General features: G+C 72.0%; 18 protein-coding genes and 1 pseudogene. 9 read left to right on the top strand and 10 right to left on the bottom strand.

Annotated features, from left to right (window positions below):
* The 5 genes and pseudogenes from ACFV5N_RS11480 to mmuM form a co-directional block, all read left to right on the top strand.
* Positions 1-350 (top strand): annotated as a pseudogene (locus ACFV5N_RS11480) (hypothetical protein); the annotation flags it as partial.
* Positions 347-1,084, top strand: coding sequence for a hypothetical protein (locus tag ACFV5N_RS11475; RefSeq protein WP_385597314.1), 738 nt, complete (start codon positions 347-349; stop codon positions 1,082-1,084). The pseudogene ACFV5N_RS11480 and the gene ACFV5N_RS11475, both read left to right, overlap by 4 nt.
* A 70-nt stretch (positions 1,085-1,154) precedes the next feature.
* Complete coding sequence (locus tag ACFV5N_RS11470; protein ID WP_385597312.1) at positions 1,155-1,496, top strand: nucleotide pyrophosphohydrolase; 342 nt, start codon at positions 1,155-1,157, stop codon at positions 1,494-1,496.
* Positions 1,497-1,520: 24 nt separating this feature from the next.
* Positions 1,521-2,441: an LLM class F420-dependent oxidoreductase gene (locus ACFV5N_RS11465; protein WP_375061496.1), complete on the top strand. Its 921-nt coding sequence runs from the start codon at positions 1,521-1,523 to the stop codon at positions 2,439-2,441.
* Positions 2,441-3,304, top strand: a complete 864-nt coding sequence (mmuM, locus tag ACFV5N_RS11460; RefSeq protein WP_385597309.1) for a homocysteine S-methyltransferase — start codon at positions 2,441-2,443, stop codon at positions 3,302-3,304. The genes ACFV5N_RS11465 and mmuM overlap by 1 nt, the downstream gene beginning before the upstream one ends.
* Before the next feature lie 287 nt (positions 3,305-3,591).
* Here the strand turns inward: mmuM and ACFV5N_RS11455 are convergent, their stop codons facing one another.
* Complete coding sequence (locus ACFV5N_RS11455) at positions 3,592-4,365, bottom strand: alpha/beta fold hydrolase (protein ID WP_385597307.1); 774 nt, start codon at positions 4,363-4,365, stop codon at positions 3,592-3,594.
* A 71-nt stretch (positions 4,366-4,436) separates the two neighbouring features.
* Between ACFV5N_RS11455 and ACFV5N_RS11450 the strand changes: the two genes are divergently transcribed.
* Complete coding sequence (locus ACFV5N_RS11450) at positions 4,437-5,069, top strand: O-methyltransferase (RefSeq protein ID WP_385597304.1); 633 nt, start codon at positions 4,437-4,439, stop codon at positions 5,067-5,069.
* A 23-nt stretch (positions 5,070-5,092) separates the two neighbouring features.
* Positions 5,093-5,323 carry an e9imm peptide gene (locus ACFV5N_RS11445; protein ID WP_385597320.1) on the top strand — a complete coding sequence of 77 codons (231 nt, stop codon included), beginning with the start codon at positions 5,093-5,095 and terminating at the stop codon, positions 5,321-5,323.
* A gap of 9 nt (positions 5,324-5,332) precedes the next feature.
* On the opposite strand, the gene ACFV5N_RS11440 is transcribed toward ACFV5N_RS11445, so the two are convergent.
* The 4 genes from ACFV5N_RS11440 to ACFV5N_RS11425 form a co-directional block, all read right to left on the bottom strand.
* On the bottom strand, positions 5,333-5,638 hold the full coding sequence (locus ACFV5N_RS11440) for a hypothetical protein (RefSeq protein ID WP_385597301.1): 306 nt from the start codon (positions 5,636-5,638) through the stop codon (positions 5,333-5,335).
* Positions 5,639-5,742: 104 nt separating this feature from the next.
* Positions 5,743-6,288: a GNAT family N-acetyltransferase gene (locus ACFV5N_RS11435; protein WP_385597298.1), complete on the bottom strand. Its 546-nt coding sequence runs from the start codon at positions 6,286-6,288 to the stop codon at positions 5,743-5,745.
* A gap of 67 nt (positions 6,289-6,355) precedes the next feature.
* Positions 6,356-7,354, bottom strand: coding sequence for an ornithine carbamoyltransferase (argF, locus tag ACFV5N_RS11430; RefSeq protein ID WP_385597295.1), 999 nt, complete (start codon positions 7,352-7,354; stop codon positions 6,356-6,358).
* An 87-nt stretch (positions 7,355-7,441) separates the two neighbouring features.
* Positions 7,442-8,674 (bottom strand): arginine deiminase, encoded by a 1,233-nt coding sequence (locus tag ACFV5N_RS11425; protein WP_385597292.1) that lies wholly within the window; start codon positions 8,672-8,674, stop codon positions 7,442-7,444.
* Between the two features lie 315 nt (positions 8,675-8,989).
* On the opposite strand from ACFV5N_RS11425, the gene ACFV5N_RS11420 reads away from it, so the two are divergent.
* Positions 8,990-9,964 carry a magnesium transporter CorA family protein gene (locus tag ACFV5N_RS11420; protein ID WP_385597289.1) on the top strand — a complete coding sequence of 325 codons (975 nt, stop codon included), beginning with the start codon at positions 8,990-8,992 and terminating at the stop codon, positions 9,962-9,964.
* A 4-nt stretch (positions 9,965-9,968) separates the two neighbouring features.
* Here the strand turns inward: ACFV5N_RS11420 and ACFV5N_RS11415 are convergent, their stop codons facing one another.
* Both ACFV5N_RS11415 and ACFV5N_RS11410 read right to left on the bottom strand, forming a co-directional pair.
* Entirely contained in the window at positions 9,969-10,208 is a 240-nt protein-coding gene (locus tag ACFV5N_RS11415; RefSeq protein ID WP_385597286.1) for a hypothetical protein, read from the bottom strand.
* A 446-nt stretch (positions 10,209-10,654) separates the two neighbouring features.
* On the bottom strand, positions 10,655-12,352 hold the full coding sequence (locus tag ACFV5N_RS11410; protein ID WP_385597284.1) for a TIGR04141 family sporadically distributed protein: 1,698 nt from the start codon (positions 12,350-12,352) through the stop codon (positions 10,655-10,657).
* A 170-nt stretch (positions 12,353-12,522) separates the two neighbouring features.
* Here ACFV5N_RS11410 and ACFV5N_RS11405 point away from each other — a divergent pair, with 170 nt between their 5' ends.
* The gene (locus ACFV5N_RS11405; RefSeq protein ID WP_385597281.1) at positions 12,523-14,184 is read left to right on the top strand and encodes an N-6 DNA methylase; all 1,662 of its coding nucleotides are present in this window, start codon (positions 12,523-12,525) and stop codon (positions 14,182-14,184) included.
* A gap of 45 nt (positions 14,185-14,229) precedes the next feature.
* On the opposite strand, the gene ACFV5N_RS11400 is transcribed toward ACFV5N_RS11405, so the two are convergent.
* The 3 genes from ACFV5N_RS11400 to ACFV5N_RS11390 all read right to left on the bottom strand — a co-directional run.
* On the bottom strand, positions 14,230-16,365 hold the full coding sequence (locus ACFV5N_RS11400) for a UvrD-helicase domain-containing protein (protein WP_385597278.1): 2,136 nt from the start codon (positions 16,363-16,365) through the stop codon (positions 14,230-14,232).
* Positions 16,366-16,461: 96 nt separating this feature from the next.
* A complete protein-coding gene (locus ACFV5N_RS11395) occupies positions 16,462-17,739 on the bottom strand; it encodes an McrC family protein (protein WP_385597317.1) in 1,278 nt (425 codons plus the stop codon).
* Between the two features lie 38 nt (positions 17,740-17,777).
* On the bottom strand, positions 17,778-19,397 hold a 1,620-nt coding region (locus ACFV5N_RS11390), incomplete at its 5' end, for a DUF4357 domain-containing protein (RefSeq protein WP_385597275.1).

Here is a 19,397-nt window from a genome sequence, read left to right as displayed (position 1 = left end):
GGGCGGGCAAGGCGGCCACCCACTGCACCATGACGGTGCCGGTCGCCGCCGCGGCCGACTGGGCCCGGCTGATCACCGCGCTGGGCGGCTGCGCGGCCGACCGGGTGGTGACGGCGGCCACCCTCACCCACGACCCGGAGGACGGCATCCGGGTGCGGACGGCGGTCCGGCTGGTGTCCACCGTCGCCCAGCACGCCGCCGCCGAACGCGACCGCCTGATCCGTACCGGGGTCGTCGGCCCCCCGGCGGAGGACCAGCGGGCCGGTCTGCTGGCGACCCTTCCGCTGGCCCACCCCGCCCGCTCGGTGTGGGAGGCGGCGGGCCTGGTGCCGTCCGGGGCCGCGCGATGACCGTCACGAAGCGAGAGGAACGCGCGGTGCGCGGATACGGGGCGAGTACGGCGGCCATCCCGGCCGTACGGTGGCGGGACGAGGAACGCGGCGGGGTGCACGCGCTGCCGGTGGCGGCCGGGATCCATCTGGGGACGGACCGGACCGGGCGGCCGGTGTCGGTGCCCGCCCTCGGCGGCGCCGGGACCCGGATCGGTGTGCTGGGCGAGTCGCTGTTCGGCCGGCTGTTCGCGCTGCGGCTGCTGGCGGCCGGGGCCCGGGTCACCGCGAGTACCCGGGTGCCGGACCAGTGGTCGGGGGTGCGGCTCGCCGCCGGTGACCGGCTGGAGTTCGCGGACGGCGAGGGCACCGGCGGCTGGCCGGACCGCACCCCGGCCCCGCCCACCGTGGAGTCCGGTCCGCAGGCCCTGATCAGCGACCGCCGCCGCCCGCCGCCCGCGGCGAGCGCCGCCGGCCCCTGGCGCACAGTGCTGCACGTGACCCGGGCGGTGCCGCGGCACTCCCGGTTCTGGGGCGGGGCGGACGCCGTCCTCGTCCTGGACGCCCAGTTCGCGCCCATGGCCGCCCGGGTGCTGGGGGAGGACGCCGGCCGGCCGGCCGCCGCGCTGGCGCCCGGCGAGATCGCCCTCTTCCGGCCCGCCGCGGGCACCGCCGAGATCCTGCGTCCCGATGTCTCGCCGGGGGAGACCGCGCTGCTCACCCCGGGTACCCCGGTGGTACGGCGCGCCGGCTGACGGACCGTACCCGTGCCGTACCCCCGCGCCCGGGGCCGGTGCCGGCCGGCGGCGCGGACGGTGATAGACCGTGGGCGTGACCGACTCCGTACCGCACCACCGGATCGCCGCCCTCCAGGACCGGCTGGCGGCCTTCGCCGCCGCCCGGGACTGGGAGCGGTTCCACACGCCCAAGAACCTGGCCGCCGCGCTCACCGTGGAGGCGGGGGAACTGCTGGAGATCTTCCAGTGGCTCACCCCCGAGCAGTCCATGACCGTCATGGAGGACCCGGAGAGCGCCGCCCGGGTCGAGGACGAGATCGCCGACGTGCTCGCCTACCTGCTGCAACTGTGCACCGTGCTCGGCGTGGATCCGCAGGCCGCGCTCGCCGCCAAGATCGACCGCAACGAGGAGCGCTTTCCCGTCCGGTGATCTCCAGGGGTCACAATGGAGCGCATGGATCTGCGTATCTTCACCGAACCGCAGCAGGGCGCCAGCTACGAGACCCTGCTGTCCGTCGCCAAGGCCACCGAGGAATACGGCTTCGACGCCTTCTTCCGGTCCGACCACTATCTGAAGATGGGCAGTGTGGACGGGCTGCCGGGCCCCACCGACGCGTGGATCACGCTGGCCGGTCTCGCCCGCGAGACCAGCCGCATCCGGCTCGGCACCCTGATGACGGCCGGCACCTTCCGGCTGCCCGGGGTGCTGGCCATCCAGGTCGCCCAGGTGGACGCGATGTCCGGCGGCCGGGTGGAGCTGGGGCTCGGCGCGGGATGGTACGAGGAGGAGCACACGGCGTACGGGATCCCGTTCCCGAAGGAGAAGTTCCCCCGGCTGGAGGAGCAGCTGGCGATCGTGACCGGGCTGTGGGAGACGCAGCCGGGCGACACCTTCTCCTACGACGGCGCCTACTACCAGCTGGCCGACTCGCCCGCGCTGCCCAAGCCCGCGCAGGCGAAGGTGCCCGTCCTGCTCGGCGGGCTCGGCCCCAAGCGGACCCCGGCGCTGGCGGCCCGGTACGCGGACGAGTTCAACATCCCCTTCGCCTCGGTCGCCGACTCGGCCGCCCAGTTCGACCGGGTGCGGGCCGCCGCCACCGAGATCGGCCGGGACCCCTCCGAGCTGATCTACTCCAACGCCCTGGTCGCCTGCGTCGGCCGGGACGACGCCGAGGTGGCCCGGCGGGCGGCGGCGATCGGCCGCCAGGTGGACGAACTGCGGGAGAACGGGCTGGCCGGCTCGCCCGCCGAGGTGGTCGACAAGATCGGCCGCTACGCCGAACTCGGCGCCACCCGGATCTACTTCCAGATCCTGGACCTGTCCGACCTGGACCACCTGGAGCTGATCGCCTCGCAGGTGCAGAGCCAGCTGTAATGCCGCGCACCGCACCCCTGGTGCTGGACGGCGGTCTCTCCGACCAGCTGCGGGCCCAGGGGTGCGCGCTGTCCGGCGAACTGTGGACGGCACGGCTGCTGGCGGACGATCCGGGGCAGCTGCTCGCCGCGCACCGCGCCTATGTCCGGGCCGGGGCGCAGGTGCTGATCACGGCCAGCTATCAGGCGTCCTTCGAGGGCTTCGCCCGCCGGGGCATCGGCCGGGACGCCGCCGCGGCGCTGCTGCGCGACAGTGTGGCGCTGGCCCGGGAGGCCGCGGGCCCAGGGGTGCGGGTGGCGGCGTCGGTGGGGCCGTACGGCGCGGTGCTGGGGGACGGCAGCGAGTACCGGGGCCGGTACGGGCTGACCGAGGCCGAGCTGACGGATTTCCACCGCCCGCGGATCGCGGAGCTGGCCGCCGCCGGGCCGGATCTGCTGGCGCTGGAGACGGTGCCGGATGTGACCGAGGCGCGGGCCATGCTGGCGGCGGCGCGCGGCTGCGGCGTCCCGGTGTGGCTGTCGTACACCGTGGCCGGGGGCCGGACCCGGGCCGGTCAGCCGCTCACCGAGGCGTTCGCGCTGGCGGCGGACCCGCAGGTGGTGGCGGTCGGCGTGAACTGCTGCGCGCCGGGCGAGGTGACGGACGCGGTACGGCTCGCGGTGCGGCTCACCGGGAAACCGGCGGTCGCCTATCCCAACAGCGGCGAGCGCTGGGACGCGGCGCGCGGCGGATGGCGGGGCCCCGACCTCTTCGACCCGGCGCTCGCCACGCGGTGGCGGGCGGCGGGGGCCGGGCTGATCGGCGGCTGCTGCCGGGTGGGGCCGCGGCGGATCGCGGAGCTGGCCGCTGCGCTGCGGGCGTGAATTCCGGCCGTGTTGCGCGGGCGGGCGAACAGGGCCCGGTGGTGCGCCGGTGGAGGAAAGCGCAGGTGAGCGCTGGTATGTCACGCTTGAATGTTTAACGTTCTGTAGTTGATCCATGGCACACGGTGACCGGATCGCGGTGGCGGCCACCGCCCCCGGCCCGTCGCTGCGGCAGAATGCTGCTCGTGCAGTGAACCTCCGCCGTGCAGGGCAGAGGTGCACCGCCACCTCCGGAGCGCTCGCCGGTCATCGCTTCCCCGCCCGGCCGCCGTGCGCTCCGGCCCTTCTCACCGCTGGTCGCGCAGAAAACCGGCCAGCAGCCCCGCCACCTCCGCCGGGCGCTCCAGCGAGGGCAGATGGCCGGCCCAGGGCAGCTCCAGATGGCGGGCGTTGGGCAGCTGGTGCGGCAGGGACGCGGCGATCTCCCGGAAGTCCGGGAAGTCGTGCGCGCCGGAGACGGCCAGCACGGGCACCGCGCCGATCCGGGACAGCCGGACCGGCTCCGCCATCGGCGGCTCCGCGCCGGACTCCTCGGCGGCGAGCTGCACATCGAACGCCCGCCGCTGCATCAGCCGGACCATCGCCCGGGTGTTGCCGTCGGCGTCCGGGCCCAGCCAGGTGCTCACGTTCAGCTCGACCGCCCCGGCGATGTCGTCGGCCGCGATCAGCTGGTCCTCCTTGTCGCTGAACGCGGTGAGCACCGCCGAGGGCCGGTGCCCGGGTGCCCCCGCGCACAACAGGGCGAGGGCACCGACCCGTTCGGGCCAGCGGGCGGCGAACTCCAGCGCGACCCGGCCCCCGAAGGAGGAGCCGGCCACGGCCACCCGGTCCACGTTCAGTTCGTCCAGCAGATCCCGGACGTCCTCCGCGTCGCTGTGCGCCCCGGGAACGGCCGGACTGTCGCCGTGCCCCCGGAAGTCGGGCCGGATCAGGTGGAAACCCGCGTCGATCAGAACCCGCCACTGCGGATCCCACATCCGGCGGTCGCACACCGAGGAGTGCAGCAACAGCACCGCCGGACCTTCTCCTGCCACATCATGGGAGAGATAAGGGAAGCTCATCCGATTCCTTCGTTGCGGAACCCTGTGGATCCCCTCGTTCACGGGGAGTGGATCAGGGACATCATCACCCCATGACGGAGCGTGGGACAAACGCCTACAAGCACCACCGCGACGTGCCGCCGCTGGTGGCACGGGCGGTCCGTACGGCACGGGCGGCGGGGTTCGCCTTCTCCTGCCGTCCGGAGCAGGGACGGCTGCTGCACGCCCTGGCCGGCGGCGCCACCGCGGCGATCGCCGAGACCGGTACCGGCTGCGGGGTGGGCCTGGCCTGGCTGGCCGCCGGGGCGGGCCCCGGTGTCCGCCTGGTGAGCGTGGAGCGCGACGCGGAGCGCGCCGCCCTGGCCGCCGGACTCTTCGCGGACGACGCGCGGGTGACTGTCCTGCACGGGGACTGGCCGGCCATCACCCCGCACGGCCCGTACGACCTGCTGGTGCTGGACGGCGGCGGCCAGGGCAAGACACCCGGCGACACCCCGGCCGACCCCCGCGCCCTGCTCACCCCGCACGGCACGGTCGCCATCGACGACTTCACCCCCGCCACCACCTGGCCGCCCACCCACGAGGGCGCTGTCGACCACGCCCGCCTGCACTGGCTCACCCACCCCGCCCTGAGCGCCACGGAACTGCGGCTGGCCCCCGACCTGGCCACGGTGGTGGGCACCCGGCGCGGTGAGGACTTGTCCGGCCGATCATGCTGCTCGTGAGGCTGATGCTCTGGGAGGCTGTGATGGGTGCCGTCGAGATGAGCCGGGCTGAAGCGGTCGCGCTCGTGCAGCGGATCCTGGATGCGGACTATGAGTCCGAGGAGGAGGCGGACGGGTGGTTGGAGAGGCTTGACCGCGCCCTGGCCTGCCCAACGGGCCATGTCGGCCGCCTGATCTTCTGGCCCCCGGAGCGAGAGCTCTCGGCCGGCGAGGTGGTCGATCAGGCCTGGGCCTATCGGGCCATTGCGTTGTGACACACGTGCTCAGGTGCGAAGCCGGATAACGGGGGCTGCTGCGGTTGCGGTGCCGAGGAAGACGTAGCCGCGCTTGGCGTAGCGGCTGGTCCCGGTTGGGGTGCGGTCCCAGGTGGCGGTGATGCCGCGCGCCGCCGCGCGCCGCAGAAAGGTCTCGCGGAGGGGGAGCGGCGCCGGGCCCGGTGCGGTACGGGGACGCCCCACGAGGACGGAGACCGCGCCGGCCACCACCGGCCACAGCTGTCCGGCGGCCACCCCGGTGGCGGCGAGGGTTCCGCCGGGCGGGCGATCGGTCCATGGGCCATGAGCATCCACGGGACGCGGTACCGGGGGACTACGGCCGGATGCCCGGTGGCGCAGCGCGGCGGAGCGGCGGCCCGGGGCCACCGCTCCGCCGCTGCCGGGCGCCCGGGGACGGCTCAGCCGGCGTGCTCGGGCGGTCGCAGTTCGTGCTCCAGTACGGTCATCAGGATCAGATCGTGCCAGCGGCCGTCGCGGCGGAAGCCCTCGCGCTGCCGGCCGTCCTCGGTGAAGCCGGCCTTGGCGTACGCGCGGCGGGCGGCGGCGTTGTCGGCCACCACCCACAGCGTGATGGAGTGCAGCCGCAGCTGGTCGAAGCCGTAACGGCACAGCGCGCGGACCGCGTCGGTGCCGTAGCCCTGCCCCCAGGCGTCCTTCTCGCCCAGGTAGATGTCCAGGACGGCCATGCCGTTCTCGGCCTCGAAGTCGCGCAGGCAGGTGACCCCGATGAGCCGGCCCTCGTCCCGGGTCTCGATGGCCAGCAGCAGCCGTTCATAGCTGCTGTTGGGCTCCCGTTCCTCCATCCTGCGGCGCGTCTGCGCGAGGGACTGGGGATAGGAGGTGTCCAGCCAGCGCATCACCTCGGGGTCGTGGTTCCAGCGCCACAGCGCTTCGGCGTCCTCGGGCTCCATCGCCCGCAGTCGTACAAGATCTCCGGTCAGCATCCCCGAGAGATACCAGCCGACGGGCCCGCGCTCAACGCATTTCCCGGGAGAGGGCAGGACCGGGCGCTCAGCCCAGGGTCGCCACCATCAGCGCCTTGATGGTGTGCATCCGGTTCTCCGCCTGGTCGAACACCACCGAGTGCTCCGACTCGAACACCTCGTCGGTGACCTCCAGCGAGTCCAGCCCGTACTGCTCGTGCAGTTCCCGCCCCACCTGGGTGCCCAGGTCGTGGAAGGCGGGCAGGCAGTGCAGGAAGCGGACGTCCGGATTGCCGGTGGCGCGCAGCACGTCCATGGTGACCGCGTACGGGGTCAGCAGCCCGATCCGCTGCTCCCAGGCCTGGATCGGTTCGCCCATCGACACCCACACATCGGTGGCGACGAAGTCCGCGCCCGCCACGCCCTCGGCCACCTCCTCGGTCAGCGTGATCCGGGCGCCGGTGCGCTCCGCCAGCGCCCGGGCCCCGGCGACCACCTCGTCCTCGGGCCACAGCACGCGCGGTGCGACGATCCGGACGTCCATGCCGAGCAGGGCGCCGGTGGCCAGGTAGGAGTTGCCCATGTTGTTGCGCGCGTCGCCCAGGTAGGCGTAGGCGATGCGGTCCAGCGGCTTGTCGCTGTGCTCGGTCATGGTGAGCACGTCGGCCAGCATCTGGGTGGGGTGCCAGTCGTCGGTCAGCCCGTTGTAGACCGGCACCCCGGCGTACGCCGCCAGCTCCTCCACCGTGTGCTGGGCGGAGCCCCGGTACTGGATCGCATCGAACATCCGGCCGAGCACCCGGGCGGTGTCCTTGGCCGACTCCTTGTACCCGACGTGGCTGGCCGACGGATCCAGGTACGTGGTGGCCGCGCCCTGCTCGGCCGCCGCCACCTCGAACGCGCAGCGGGTCCTGGTGGAACTCTTCTCGAAGATCAGCGCGATGTTCCGGCCCACCAGCCGCCGCTGCTCCGTCCCGGCCCGCCGAGCGGCCTTCAGCTCGGCGGCCAGGGCGATGAGGGAACGGAACTCCCCGGGGGTGAGGTCCAGCTCCTTGAGCAGGTGGCGGCCGGTGAGTTCTGTCGCCATGGAGGGCTCCTGGTCGAAAAGTTGTCTGAGGGAACGATGGAAGTCTATACGGGGTACCTCATGGCTATGCAAGGGCCTCCGGGCAGGTCACACCGGATCCCGCTCCACCGGGCAGCTCATGCAGCGCGGCCCGCCCCGGCCCCGTCCCAGCTCACTGCCCGGGATCTCCAGCACCTCGAAACCGCTGCGCCGCAGATAGGTATTGGTGGTCACATTGCGCTCGTACGTGACCACCACCCCCGGCTCCACCGCCAGCACATTGCAGCCGTCGTCCCACTGCTCCCGCTCCGCCGCGTGCACGTCCTGCGTCGCCGTCAGCACCCGGATCCCGTCCAGACCGAGCGCCGCCGCGATCGCCCGGTGCATGTGCTCCGCCGGATGGTCGGTGACCTTCAGCTCCCCCTCGTCCGCACCCGGCTCGATGGTGTACGAGCGGAGCATCCCCAGCCCCGCGTACTGCGTGAACGTCTCGCCGTCCACCATCGTCAGCACCGTGTCCAGATGCATGAACGCCCGCCGCTTGGGCATGTCGAGCGCCACGATCGTGCGCGCCGAGCCGGTCGCGAACAGCCGCCGCGCCAGCAGCTCCACCGCCTGCGGCGTGGTCCGCTCGCTCATCCCCACCAGCACCGCGCCGCCGCCGATCACCAGCACGTCCCCGCCCTCGATGGTGGACGGGTGCCCGCCCTGCCCCTCCGACCACCGGTGGAACGCCCCGGCACCGGGCCCGGCGAACAGCGGGTGGTGCCCGTACACCGCCTCGAAGTGGACGCTCTCCCGCTGCCTGGCCGGCCAGCGCATCGCGTTGATGGCCACCCCGTCGTACACCCACGCCGAGGTGTCCCGGGTGAACAGATGGTTGGGCAGCGGCTGGAGCAGGAAGTCGTCGGGCGCCATCACATGGAACCGCACCGAGGACGGTTCGCGGTGCGCCTCCAGGTACTCCCGCTTGGTCATGCCGCCGATCAGCGCCTCGGCCAGCTCGGCGTCCGGCAGCCCCTCGAACACCGCGCGCAGCCCGTCGGTGGCCAGCGGCCCGTACTCCCGCTCGTCGAAGACCCGGTCGAGCACCAGCGCCCGGGCGGCCGGGATCGCCAGCGCCTCGGTCAGCAGCTCCTCGAACAGATGCACCGTGACGCCGCGCTCGCGCAGCAGCTCCGCGAAGATGTCGTGCTCCTGCTGTGCCCGGCGTACCCACAGCACGTCGTCGAAGAGCAGATCGTCCTTGTTGCTCGGGGTCAGCCGCTTCAGTTCCAGGCCCGGCCGGTGCAGGATGACGCGGCGCAGCCGGCCGGTCTCGGAGTCGACATGGAAGGTCATGTGCCCATCCTGCGCCATCCGCCCGGAGTTGCCCCCCTGCCGCGGGTGCAGGTTCCCGGGCGCCCCGCGCCGCTCCCGGTGGTACCGCCGTCACCCGGGCGGCGTACGGCAGCCGGGGTGACGGCTGCGCCGGTGTGGCCCGGCCCGAAGGCCGCGAACACGGTGTGCCTCCCCCGGCGGGCACACCGGGGGAGAGCCCGCACGGCCCCGGGGCCGCGGCAGGGGAGAAACGTTGCGCACGGGCGGGCTGCCGCGCCGCCAGGGGGTGATCGGACTGCCGTGGTGAGCACCGCCCGCCGCCCCTAATGTCGGAACATGGCGCGCACCCGGCTGTACCGCGACGGATCCCTGGTCCGGGAGAACTTCCCGGTCCACGAGATCTCCGAGCACCTGGCCGACCCGGCGGCGCTGGTCTGGCTCGACCTCTTCCAGCCCACCCCGCAGAAGCTGGCCCGGGTCGGCCAGGAGTTCGGACTGCACGAACTCGCCCTGGAGGACGCCGCCAACGCCGGTCAGCGCCCCAAGATCGACCGCTACCGGACGCACGAGTTCTTCAGCGGCTACGCGGTGCGCGTCGACCCGCACGACGGGCGGCTGAGCACCACCGAGATCGCCGCCTTCCTCACCCGGCGGGCCCTGATCACGGTCCGCCAGGACGACGGATTCGACATCGACGACGTCGTCGCCCGGTGGGACGACAGCCCCGACCTCGCCGGCCAGGGCGTCGGCTTCCTGCTGCACGGACTGCTCGACCATCTGGTGGACGGCCACTTTCTCGCGGTGCAGCAGCTGGACGACGCCATCGAGGAACTGGAGGCGCTGCTCTTCGCGGAGGACCCGGGCGAGATCCGCCAGGTACAGCGCGACGCGTACCAGCTGCGCAAGTCCCTGGTGGGGCTGCGCCGGGTGGTGCTGCCCATGCGTGAGGTGGTCGCCACCTTGATGCGCCCCGGGACGGGGGTGATCACCGACCGGCTGATGCCCTACTACCAGGACATCTACGACCACGTCCTGCGCGCCGCCGAGTGGACGGAGTCCCTGCGGGACATGGTGGCCTCGGTGATGGAGACCAACCTCTCCCTCCAGAGCAACCGGATGAACCTCATCATGAAGAAGGTGACCAGCTGGGCGGCGATCATCGCGGTGCCGACCGCGATCACCGGCTACTACGGGCAGAACGTGCCCTACCCGGGGTTCAGCAGCCACGCGGGGCTGCTCTCCTCCAGCGCGCTGATCGTGGGCATCACCCTGCTGCTGTACGTCCTCTTCCGCCGCAACGACTGGCTGTGACGGCTCAGGGCAGGAAGGCCCCGGCCAGCAGATACGGCAGGCTCCCGGCCAGCAGCCCGGCGAACACCACGGTGGCCGCCGTCGTCCCCGTACTGTCGTGCCGGCGGGCCAGCACACCGGTGGCGACCAGACCGCCCGCGCCGAGCAGCAGCCCGTACAGGGCGGTGACGGGGGAGGCGAGCAGCGCCAGCACGCCGGTGACGGCGAAGAGCACCAGTGTCCAGCTCGCGCCACGCTGGTCCATCGCACGCCCTGAGACCTGATGCGTCGTTTGTTTCATGACGGAACTCCTCAGCGCAGTCAGGTGGTTGACCGTCCGTGTGGAAGTGTTCCCCTGCTGTCCACACGATCATGCACCGATGAGCGCCCGGATCGCACAGTTCCTCCACATGGGCACGCCCTGGAGAAACCATGGGGTTCGCGAGGCAGTGGGGAGAGACTGGGAGCCCTCACAGCAGGTGGGTCCTCGCATGAGAGACCGTTGTCCGCGGGAACATGGGGGCCGAGCTGACCGTGCGGGCACTGCTGCGGCTGTCCAGCTGAGGCCGAGTGGTGTTGCGGCGGTCGAGGCGACGCCAACCGCTCGCCGTCGGCCGGAATCCGAAGTCGGAGGCGTTCTTCGCTGCCTCTCGGCGGCACGGTGAGCAACCCCGATCAAGGACCTGTCCGCTGTCCCGCGCCCGGCGGCCCTCAGCGGGCGACCACCCTCTCGTCCTCCTCTGACGCGGGAAGGTCTGAGGTGGCACCGCCTTCGGGAATACCGATGACCTCGACGGTCACCCCGCGGGCCCGCAGCGCCTTCGCGGTCTGGGCGATGGTGATCTGGGAGAAGCCGAAGACGGACTCCGGGGTCAGCGTCTCGCGGCCTTTGAGCAGCATGGCGAGAATGACGTGCCTGGGCGTGAAGCCCTCCGGGAGGAGACGCTTGCCTCCGCTGAGCCGCTCCACCTTCGCACGGAACCGGGCGGCGGTCTCACCGGATTCCTGGAGTACCTCCACGGCTACCCTTGCCTGGCCGAACAGGTGACTGAGCGGACCGGAACCACTCGCCCGTTTGACGAGCACCAGCGTACCGTCGGGCATGAGCAGATCGCAGATCTCCAGCTGGTCCCTGGGCCGCAGGGGGTTGGCGACGGTCTCGGTGTCGAGGCAGAGCCAGCCGGGCCGGTCATCCGCCACCCTGTTGTTGTAGAGGTACTCGGACTCGCCCTTGTTCCAGGCGGGCAGCGAGATGGCGGGAGTGGGGGAGAACAGCCCCGCCACGGTCGCCCGGCACTCTTCCACGTACGCCGCCCCGGCCTCGTACCAGGCGCCGTCAGCCAGGAAGAAGCGCCGGGTACCGCGGACGAGACCGGTCTCCAGCCACGTCAGCGCGCTGGTGACGGCCAGTGTGTCGGCGGGCCCCGCCAAGCGCTCACGGGCCAGGGTCACCTTCCCGGCACGCAGCGCCGCCAGGCGTCCGCCGGGTGGCGCGAGCCGGGCCCGGCCGAGTACGTAGTCGAGGTCGAAGGCGTCGGAACCACGCGCCTCGGTGCTGTTGATCCGGGTGAGGTAGGTGGTGGCCTCGGTGAACGCCGCGTGATGTTCGGTGGGGACGGCGACGGAGATTTGTCCGTCGGCCGGGTGTCCGAGGCGCTCGTCCAGGTCCGCTTCCAGTGCGGCGAGGACGACCGGATCGTCGACCGGCGCGATGTGGTCGATGAACTCCAACTCCGGATGCGGGCTGTCCTCACGGCAGATCCGGGTGATGGTCCGCAGGTCGGAGAGCAGATCCTTTGGTTCGATCCCGAGGGCGATCCGCAGACCGCAGCCGCCGTGCGCACTGACGGCCTTGCCTCGTTTGTACCGCGAGTGGGTGAGCGGCACGCCGTCGAGGAATCCGCCCAGGCTGCCCACGACACGTGAGTGGTCCCGGATGCCCAGCAGCGGTACCGGCGCGCCGCCCGGGACCAGGGAGATGTCGGTGCGGGCCTGCCCGAGCGACCTGGAGACAGCACCGCGGATCATTTCCGGGTCCATCTGACGGATGGCGAAGGAGAGACCGAACCGCTTGTCCTTGAGGTGATCGGGGATCAGCCGGTACCCCTGGTCGCAGCCGATGGCGTACACCGTGCTGTCGAGGGCGAGCAGGAGCAGGGCGGCCGTACGGCGGACGCGCTCGGTGACCGCGATGCCGGTGGTGCGGGCCATGGACGCGCACCAAGGAGCCTCCGACTGCTCCATGCCGCAGGTGATGTACACAGCCGGCACCCCGAGCGTCTCCGGGAGGTGCACGGTGGCACCGAACGAGTCCAGCAGGTCCGTGTCGAGGGCGTCCAGCATGGCCTCGCGGGTGGGGGCGGTGCGGGGCAGCCGGTAAACGGTACGCACCACGGTCTTTGGTGCCACGGCATGTCTCCTTGCGGCGAGAAATGGGGGGATGCGCGGGATCGGGCGGACGTGCTGGAGCCGTACCGGGCCAGGAGCGTCGAGTACACGAGTAATGTTGGCATGGCTCCGTTTACGGTGTCAACGTGCTCACTATGGAGTGTCGATGGCGGAACGTGTACACTCATGCCATGACGGACAACGCCGCTTCACCGGACGGCCCTTTGGTCACCGGCTCCGAGATCGCCCGGCTGGCCGGAGTCACCCGGGCCGCTGTCTCCAACTGGCGCCGGCGCTACGAGGACTTCCCCGCCCCGGCGGGCGGCGCGGCGAACAGCCCGCTCTACGCCCTCGCCGATGTCCAGAAGTGGCTGACGAAGCAGCACAAGGGCCAGGCGGTGTCCCCCGAGGTCGAGTTGTGGCAAGCCCTGCGCGCCGCGTACGGGGAGCAACTGGTCGCGGGTCTGGCGGAGGTGGCCGGGGAACTGGCCGGGGAGGACAGCCCGGGGCTGCCGGAGGAGATCGCCGGCCGGGTACGGACGCTCGCCCGCACCGAAGCCCCCGTCGATCTGGTGAACGCCCTGACAGAGCGTTTCATGGACTCCGCCCGGCGCACGGGATCCGATCAGGTGACCTCCGAGCGTGTGGCGCGCGCCGTACGCTACTTCGCCCCCGAACTACCCTCCGGCGCCACAGTCTTCGACCCCGCCTGCGGAATCGGAGTGCTGCTGCTGACCGTTGCCGCCGAGGCGGGGGTCCGCCGCCGCGGGCAGGAGTTGGACGCCGACAGCGCCCGCTTCGCTCAGCTTCGCGCCGGATTGATGGGCCGGCCGGATGTACGCGTCGTGGCGGGTGACTCCCTGCGCGCCGACGCCTGGCCGGGGCTGAAAGCGCAGCTCGTCGTCTGTGACCCCCCGGCAGGCGTCACCGAGTGGGGACGGGAGGAACTACTGCTCGACTCCCGCTGGGAGCTCGGCACCCCGTCCAAGGCCGAAGGTGACCTCGCCTGGCTTCAGCACGCCTACGCGCACACGGCGCCCGGTGGGGACGTCCTCATGGTCATGTCGGCCTCGGTCGCCTACCGCAAGGCCGGCCGCCGCATCCGGGCGGAACTCGTACGCCGGGGCATCATGCGCCAAGTCGTCGCCCTGCCACCGGGGACAGCCACCTCCCATGCCCTGCCCGTTCACCTCTGGTGTCTGCGGCGCCCCGAAACCGCCGGGGGGACGGACACCCACCACACCGTGCGCATGGTGGACCTGACCGGCAACAGCCCCGACGGCCCCCTGGACCCACGCCCCGACCAGATCGCCGACGTGCCCCTGGTCGAACTCCTCGACGACACCGTCGACCTGACCCCCGGGAGCCATCTCCGAGCCCGTCACCGCGACTACCCCGGTGAATACGCGGCCCTGCGCCGGGAATTGACCCACGAACTCCGGCGCCTCGCTTCCCTCCTGCCTCAACTGCCGCCGGGCGAAGGACCGGGCTCGCTGGACGGCGCCACCACCAGCGTCGCGGATCTCGCCCGCGCCGGACTCGTCACCTACACCGGCACCGGTCAGGAACCCGTATCGGCCAGCGAGCAACTCGACACCGACTACCTGAACGGGTTCCTGCGCAGCCCCGCCAACGCCCGCCGATCCACCAGCGCCAGCGGCACCCACCGCCTGGATACCAAGGGCGCACGCATCCCGCGCATGGGCATCGAAGAACAGCGCCGGTACGGCTCCGCATTCCGCGCCCTGACCGCGTTCGAGGAGGGGATGCGCAAGGTCGACGAGCTGAGCCGGCAGCTCGCCGAACTCGCCCGCGAGGGCCTCGCCGCGGGCGCGCTCGCACCGGGCGAATGACACCCGCCCCGCCCCGCGACCCTGCGGGCCCGCGCCGCCCGCCCGTCAGCCGGCGGCCGGCAGAAACGGGCTGGGTACCCCGCTCCACGTCACACTCAGCGCCTCCCGTGCCCGCGTGCACGCCACGAACAGCAGGCAGCGCTCCCGCAGCAGATCCGCCTCGTGCTGGAGCGCGTCCGCCTCACGCGGGGTGATCTCCCGAGCGAACGGCACGGTGCCCTCGGCCACCCCGAGAACCGACACCGCCCGGAACTCAAGCCCCTTCATCGCGTGCATCGTCGCCAGCCGTACCCCCTCGGCCCGCTGCGCCGACCGCCCCTTCACCCGAGCCACCGGAACACCGGCGGCCCGCAGCTTCTCCTCAGCCGCGTCCAGCGACAGATTGAAGCGCGCGCACACCCCGATCTCGTGCGGAGCCAGGCCCTCGGCGAGCAACCCCCGGACCCGGCCCACCAGGGCCTCGGTCTCCTCCGCCCGGGTCGGATACCCCTGTATCCGGGGACGCCGCCCGTGCAGCAGCGAGCGGTACCCGGCCAGCGAGTCCGGCCCCTCGCCATCCAGCGCGTCAACGCTGACGGGCGCCAGCAGCCGCGCCGACCAGTCCAGGATCTCCTCCGTGGAACGGTAGTTGACACGCAACCGGAAGCTGCGGCCGGTCGTGGCCACACCCAGTGAGCCCAGCGACACCCGGGAGTCGTAGATGCGCTGATGCGGATCACCGGTGAGGAACAGATCGTCGGGCCCCGGGGCGACGGCGGCGCGCAGCACACGCCACTGCGCCGGATGCAGATCCTGAGCCTCGTCCACGACGACATGGGCGTACGGAGCCTGCCCTGCGGCCAGCAGTTCCGCCGCCCGCAGGCAGATCCCCAGATGCGTGGTCTCGCCCCGCTCCCGCAGGAACTCTTCGAATCGCTCGACGGCGCTCCACACCTCGCGGCGGCGCGCCGGACCAAGACCGGTGCCCCGGCCGCGCCGGCTCGCACCGAGGTACGCGTCGAGATCGCGCAGGTTCTGGCCCAGGACGACGTGCCGGTACTCCTGGGCGAGGAACTGGGCGGTGAACGGCAGACCGAGCTGCTTGACTGTCTTCTCCCACACCTGCCGCTGCTCACGGTCGCCGAGCGGCCTGGGCACCGCCGTCGACCTGGTCCGCACGATGCCGTTCGCCCAGGCGTCCACCGTCGTCACATCGACCCGCGCCAGCAGTGCCTCGTCGTGGTCGAGCAGCAGGCCGAGCATCTCGCGCAACCCGGCGGCGAGCGCGTTGGTGTACGTGGTCAGCAGAATGCGACTGTCCGCGCGGGCGCCGAGCAGATGCCTCACCCGGTGCAGCGCCGCCACCGTCTTGCCCGTCCCCGGTCCGCCGCTGACCTGGACCGGACCCCCATACGAGGTGCGGTACGCGACCCGCCGCTGGGATGGGTGCAGAAAGACCCGCCAGGCCGCGAACGGCTTCTCCAGCACCTCCTCCAGCTCCCGCGCCCCGGTCACCAGCCGGATGCGCGCCGGGGTGTTGGCGATCACCGTGGCCAGGTCCTCGACCGGCTCGGCGGGCGCGTCGGCGGGCCGGCGCACCGCCACCACATCACGGTAGACCTCTTCCGGGCTGAAGCCCTCGGCGAGGTATTGCAACACCTCCAGCTGATCCTCCGGAAGAAGCGTGGCGAACGCTTCCAGCTGGGCCTTGTCCATCAGGGAACGCGCGGCCCGCAACACCTGGTCGTCGATGCCGAGTTCGCGCAGCGTACCGTCCGAGACACCGGCGAACAGCAACCGGGGCGCGGTGCGCGCGGCCGTCTCGTACAACGGGGTCAGTTCGTCCAGCGCGACGGCGTCGCGCACCTCCAGAGCACGCGTCGCGGAGTTCGCGCTGTACAGCCGCTTCGCCGCCCACGTGTACGCGTCGTCGTGCGGCAGGACCTTCACCAGCAGGAACATCTCGCTGCCGTCATCGGGGGCGAGTACGACGCCCCGCCAGAAGTCGGTGACACGAATGGTGCGCATCCGCTGGTCGCGGGCGTTCTCCACGGATTCGAGGTGCAGGCCCTTGTCCGCGTTGAGCTCCGCGACGCTCATGGCCTGGAATTTCGCCATGGCCTTGCGCACTCCGGCCCGTACCGGCTTCTCCAGAGTGTCGTAGCCGTCCCAGAAGCTCTGGGCGAAGGCGAGGCGCGGCATGGGGGTCCCTTCGTTCGTGTGCCGGGCGGGCAGCGGTCAGGGGCCGGCGAAAAGGGGCCGGCCGGTCGGGTGCGGGCCCCGCACGGGGCCCTGCGGTCACGACGGCGGGGCGGCGCCCGCCGCCAGCCGCCCGGCGATGCCCTGGATGTCCGAGAGCAGGTGCGCGGGGTCGCGCGAGAGGTCAAGGGCGTGCTGGTACAGCCGCATGCCCCGTCCGTCCGGCCCCGCCGTCCCCCGTACCTCGTGGAAACGCTCGGGCCGCCGTCCGGCCGCGTACACCAGGTGCGCCTCGCGCAGGCCGAGGACGGTCGCGTAGGTGAGCGCCTGGTAGAGGTCGGCGTTGAGCAGCCCGTCGGCCTTCTCGATCTTGTACTTGGCGTCGACGACGGCGAGCGGGGTGCGGCCGTCGCCGGTGCGCACGACGAGATCGGGACGCATCCGCACCAGGCCGGCGGTGTCGAGGTGGTGGAGATCCTGGAGGCGGGCGGTCAGGCCGTGCTCCCGGAGGCCCTCGCGCAGCGCGACGGTGACGAAGTCCTCGAACAGCCGGTTCATGTCGAGCAGAAAGCCGTCCACGGTGAGCGGATCGGTCCTGGGCGCCCGGTGTTCCGGGGCGGAACCGCGCAGCACGGCCTCGGCGAGCCGCAGCGCCGGCTGGTAGCGGGAGTTGAGCCGGGACGGCTGCCAGCGCGGCAGCTCCTGCCCGCGCACGAGCGGCCCGGCGTCGACGAGCCGCGCCCGCTGATGGCCGAGGCGCCGCCGTACGGGGGCCGGGACCCCCGGCAGCCGCAGCAGCCGCTCGGTGGCCGCGCGAAGGATGCGGTTCTCGGCGGTGTCGGCGGTGTACGCGTCGTAGGCGATCTCCACGGGCGGCGTACGCCCGAAATGCCGCCGGATCTGCTCGGCCTCACGCAGCCGGCCCCGCACCACCAGCGCGGACTCCTCCACCACTCGGTACCCCTGGAGCACCCCCTTCGACAGCGCCGCGTCGATCTGCCGCTCCACGGCATGCGCGAGGGCGGGCACGACATCCTCGTAGACGCCGACGTCCACGGTGCCCTCCCGGCCCTCGCGCCAGGCACGCGCCGGGTCGAGGCTGAATCCGAGCAGGAAGAACAGCCGGCTCACCGGCACCTTGGGCATGATCCGCACGACCGGGCCGCCCCGGGTACGTACGGCACCGACCCGGCTTCCCGCCCGCAGCAGCCAGTGACCGTCCCGGCCGGGGTCCGGGGCCGCGCTCGCCAGAATTCCCGACGCGGCGAGAGCCCGCCCGGCCGTGGCGGTGAGTGGCACGGACACCGGGGACCCGTACTCACGCAGGCTGACCTCGGTGGTGGGGGCGGCGGGTGTGCCGGTACGTGGGCCCGGCACGGTGGAGGTGACCGTGCCGACGCCCGGGACGGCGGCGCTCACGCCGTCCGATCCTGCCCGCGCAGCGCGTCGAGGCCGTAGCGGGCGGCGATGTCCAGGCCCTCGCCGTAGTGGTGCTCTTCGAGTAGCGGCAGGATCTTGGTGCGCCACGTCCGGTCAAGGCCGTTGTCGCGATGGACACCGGGCTTCATGAGGTATGAAGGGCCGATCGCGAAGTCCGGGTCGCCGATGCGCTCGTTGAGGGCGTCGAGGAGATGGGCGGGCGCCATGTCCAGGCCCTCCCGCTTGAGCCAACGCGGCAGCAGTCCGGCGGTCGGCTCGGTGCGCGGGGACAGTTCGACGAACGCGAACCGGCGCCGCATCGCCGCGTCCACGAGTGCGATCGACCGGTCGGCGGTGTTCATGGTGCCGATGACGAACAGGTTGGGGGGCAGGGCGAAGTCGTCCCCCGAGTAGGTGAGACGGACCGACTTCGTCCGGTACTCCAGGAGGAAGTACAGCTCGCCGAAGACCTTCGCCAGATTGGCGCGGTTGATCTCGTCGATGATCAGGAAGTGCGGCAGGTGCCGGTTGCCCTCACGGGAGGCGAGATCGGCCAGCTCCCGGAGCGGACCCGCCGACAGCCGGAAGGCCACCTCCCGCGTTTCCGGATCCTCCACGGGCCGGAAGCCCTCGAAGAAGTCCTCGTAGGCGTAGGAGGGGTGGAACTGCACGATCTTGACCTGTTCGGGGCCACCGCCGAAGTACTCGGCGAGCTTCATCGCCAGGTACGTCTTGCCGGTGCCCGGCGGACCGTGGAACACCAGCTGCCGCTCATCCAGCAGCAGCACTCGCACCTCCTCCAGCCAGGCGCGGTCATGGACGAGGAGGTCGTCGGTGAGGGTGTCGGTGATCTCCGGCAGCGACAGCTCCCGCAGCGCAGGCGGCTGGGGCGCGGGTTCCGCGCCCGCGCTGACGTCGCCCAGCGTGGCCTGTTCGCCCGGCTGCCCGGTGAGCGCGTCCAACGCATCCAGCACGCTGGTCAGGTCCACCACGTCATGCTGCACGGACAACTTCTGCTGAACGGTCTCCGGCAGGTCCTCGTAGGCGTGGCTGTCCCGCTCCCAGCTGACGCTGCGGCGCAGATCGGAGAGGCCGCCTGGGGAGGCGGCCTGGGTGGCCTTCCCGGTGATCCGGCCGATGTGCAGCCGGCTGCTGCTTATCGTGACCACGGTGTCCCCGAGACGTACCTGAGTCAGAAAGGCGTGCAACTCGTCCACGAGGCTGCGCTTCTGGCTGTACGAAGCGGCCCCCTCGTACCCTTCCTCGACGAACCGGCGCAGCGCGCTCTTGGTCGGCTCGCTCTCCTCCAGCGGGGGCAGATGACTGCCAGGGAGCGACACAATCCCTTCGTCCAGCCACAGATGCCGGACGAGGTTGTGCCCCGAGACATTGGAACCGCGTACCAGCCACGCCTTGCGCGGGGGGCGCCAGGCGGTGGAGAGGTAGTCGGCGAGCGGATGGCCGTCGTCAGTGCGCCAGGTCTCCGGGCCGGAGGCGCTGTAGCCGCACACCAGCGCGGCGGCGGCCGACGACGAGTTGCAGATGATGTCCTCGGCGGCCACCCAGCCCGGCGCTGTCCGTGACCCGCCGGGTTCGGCGGGGGCATCGATGAGTCG

The organism is Streptomyces sp. NPDC059853, from assembly GCF_042731495.1.
Taxonomy (GTDB): domain Bacteria; phylum Actinomycetota; class Actinomycetes; order Streptomycetales; family Streptomycetaceae; genus Streptomyces.
The sequence above is the reverse complement of the archived record's forward strand: the minus strand, read 5'-3'. Positions and strand labels throughout refer to the sequence as shown.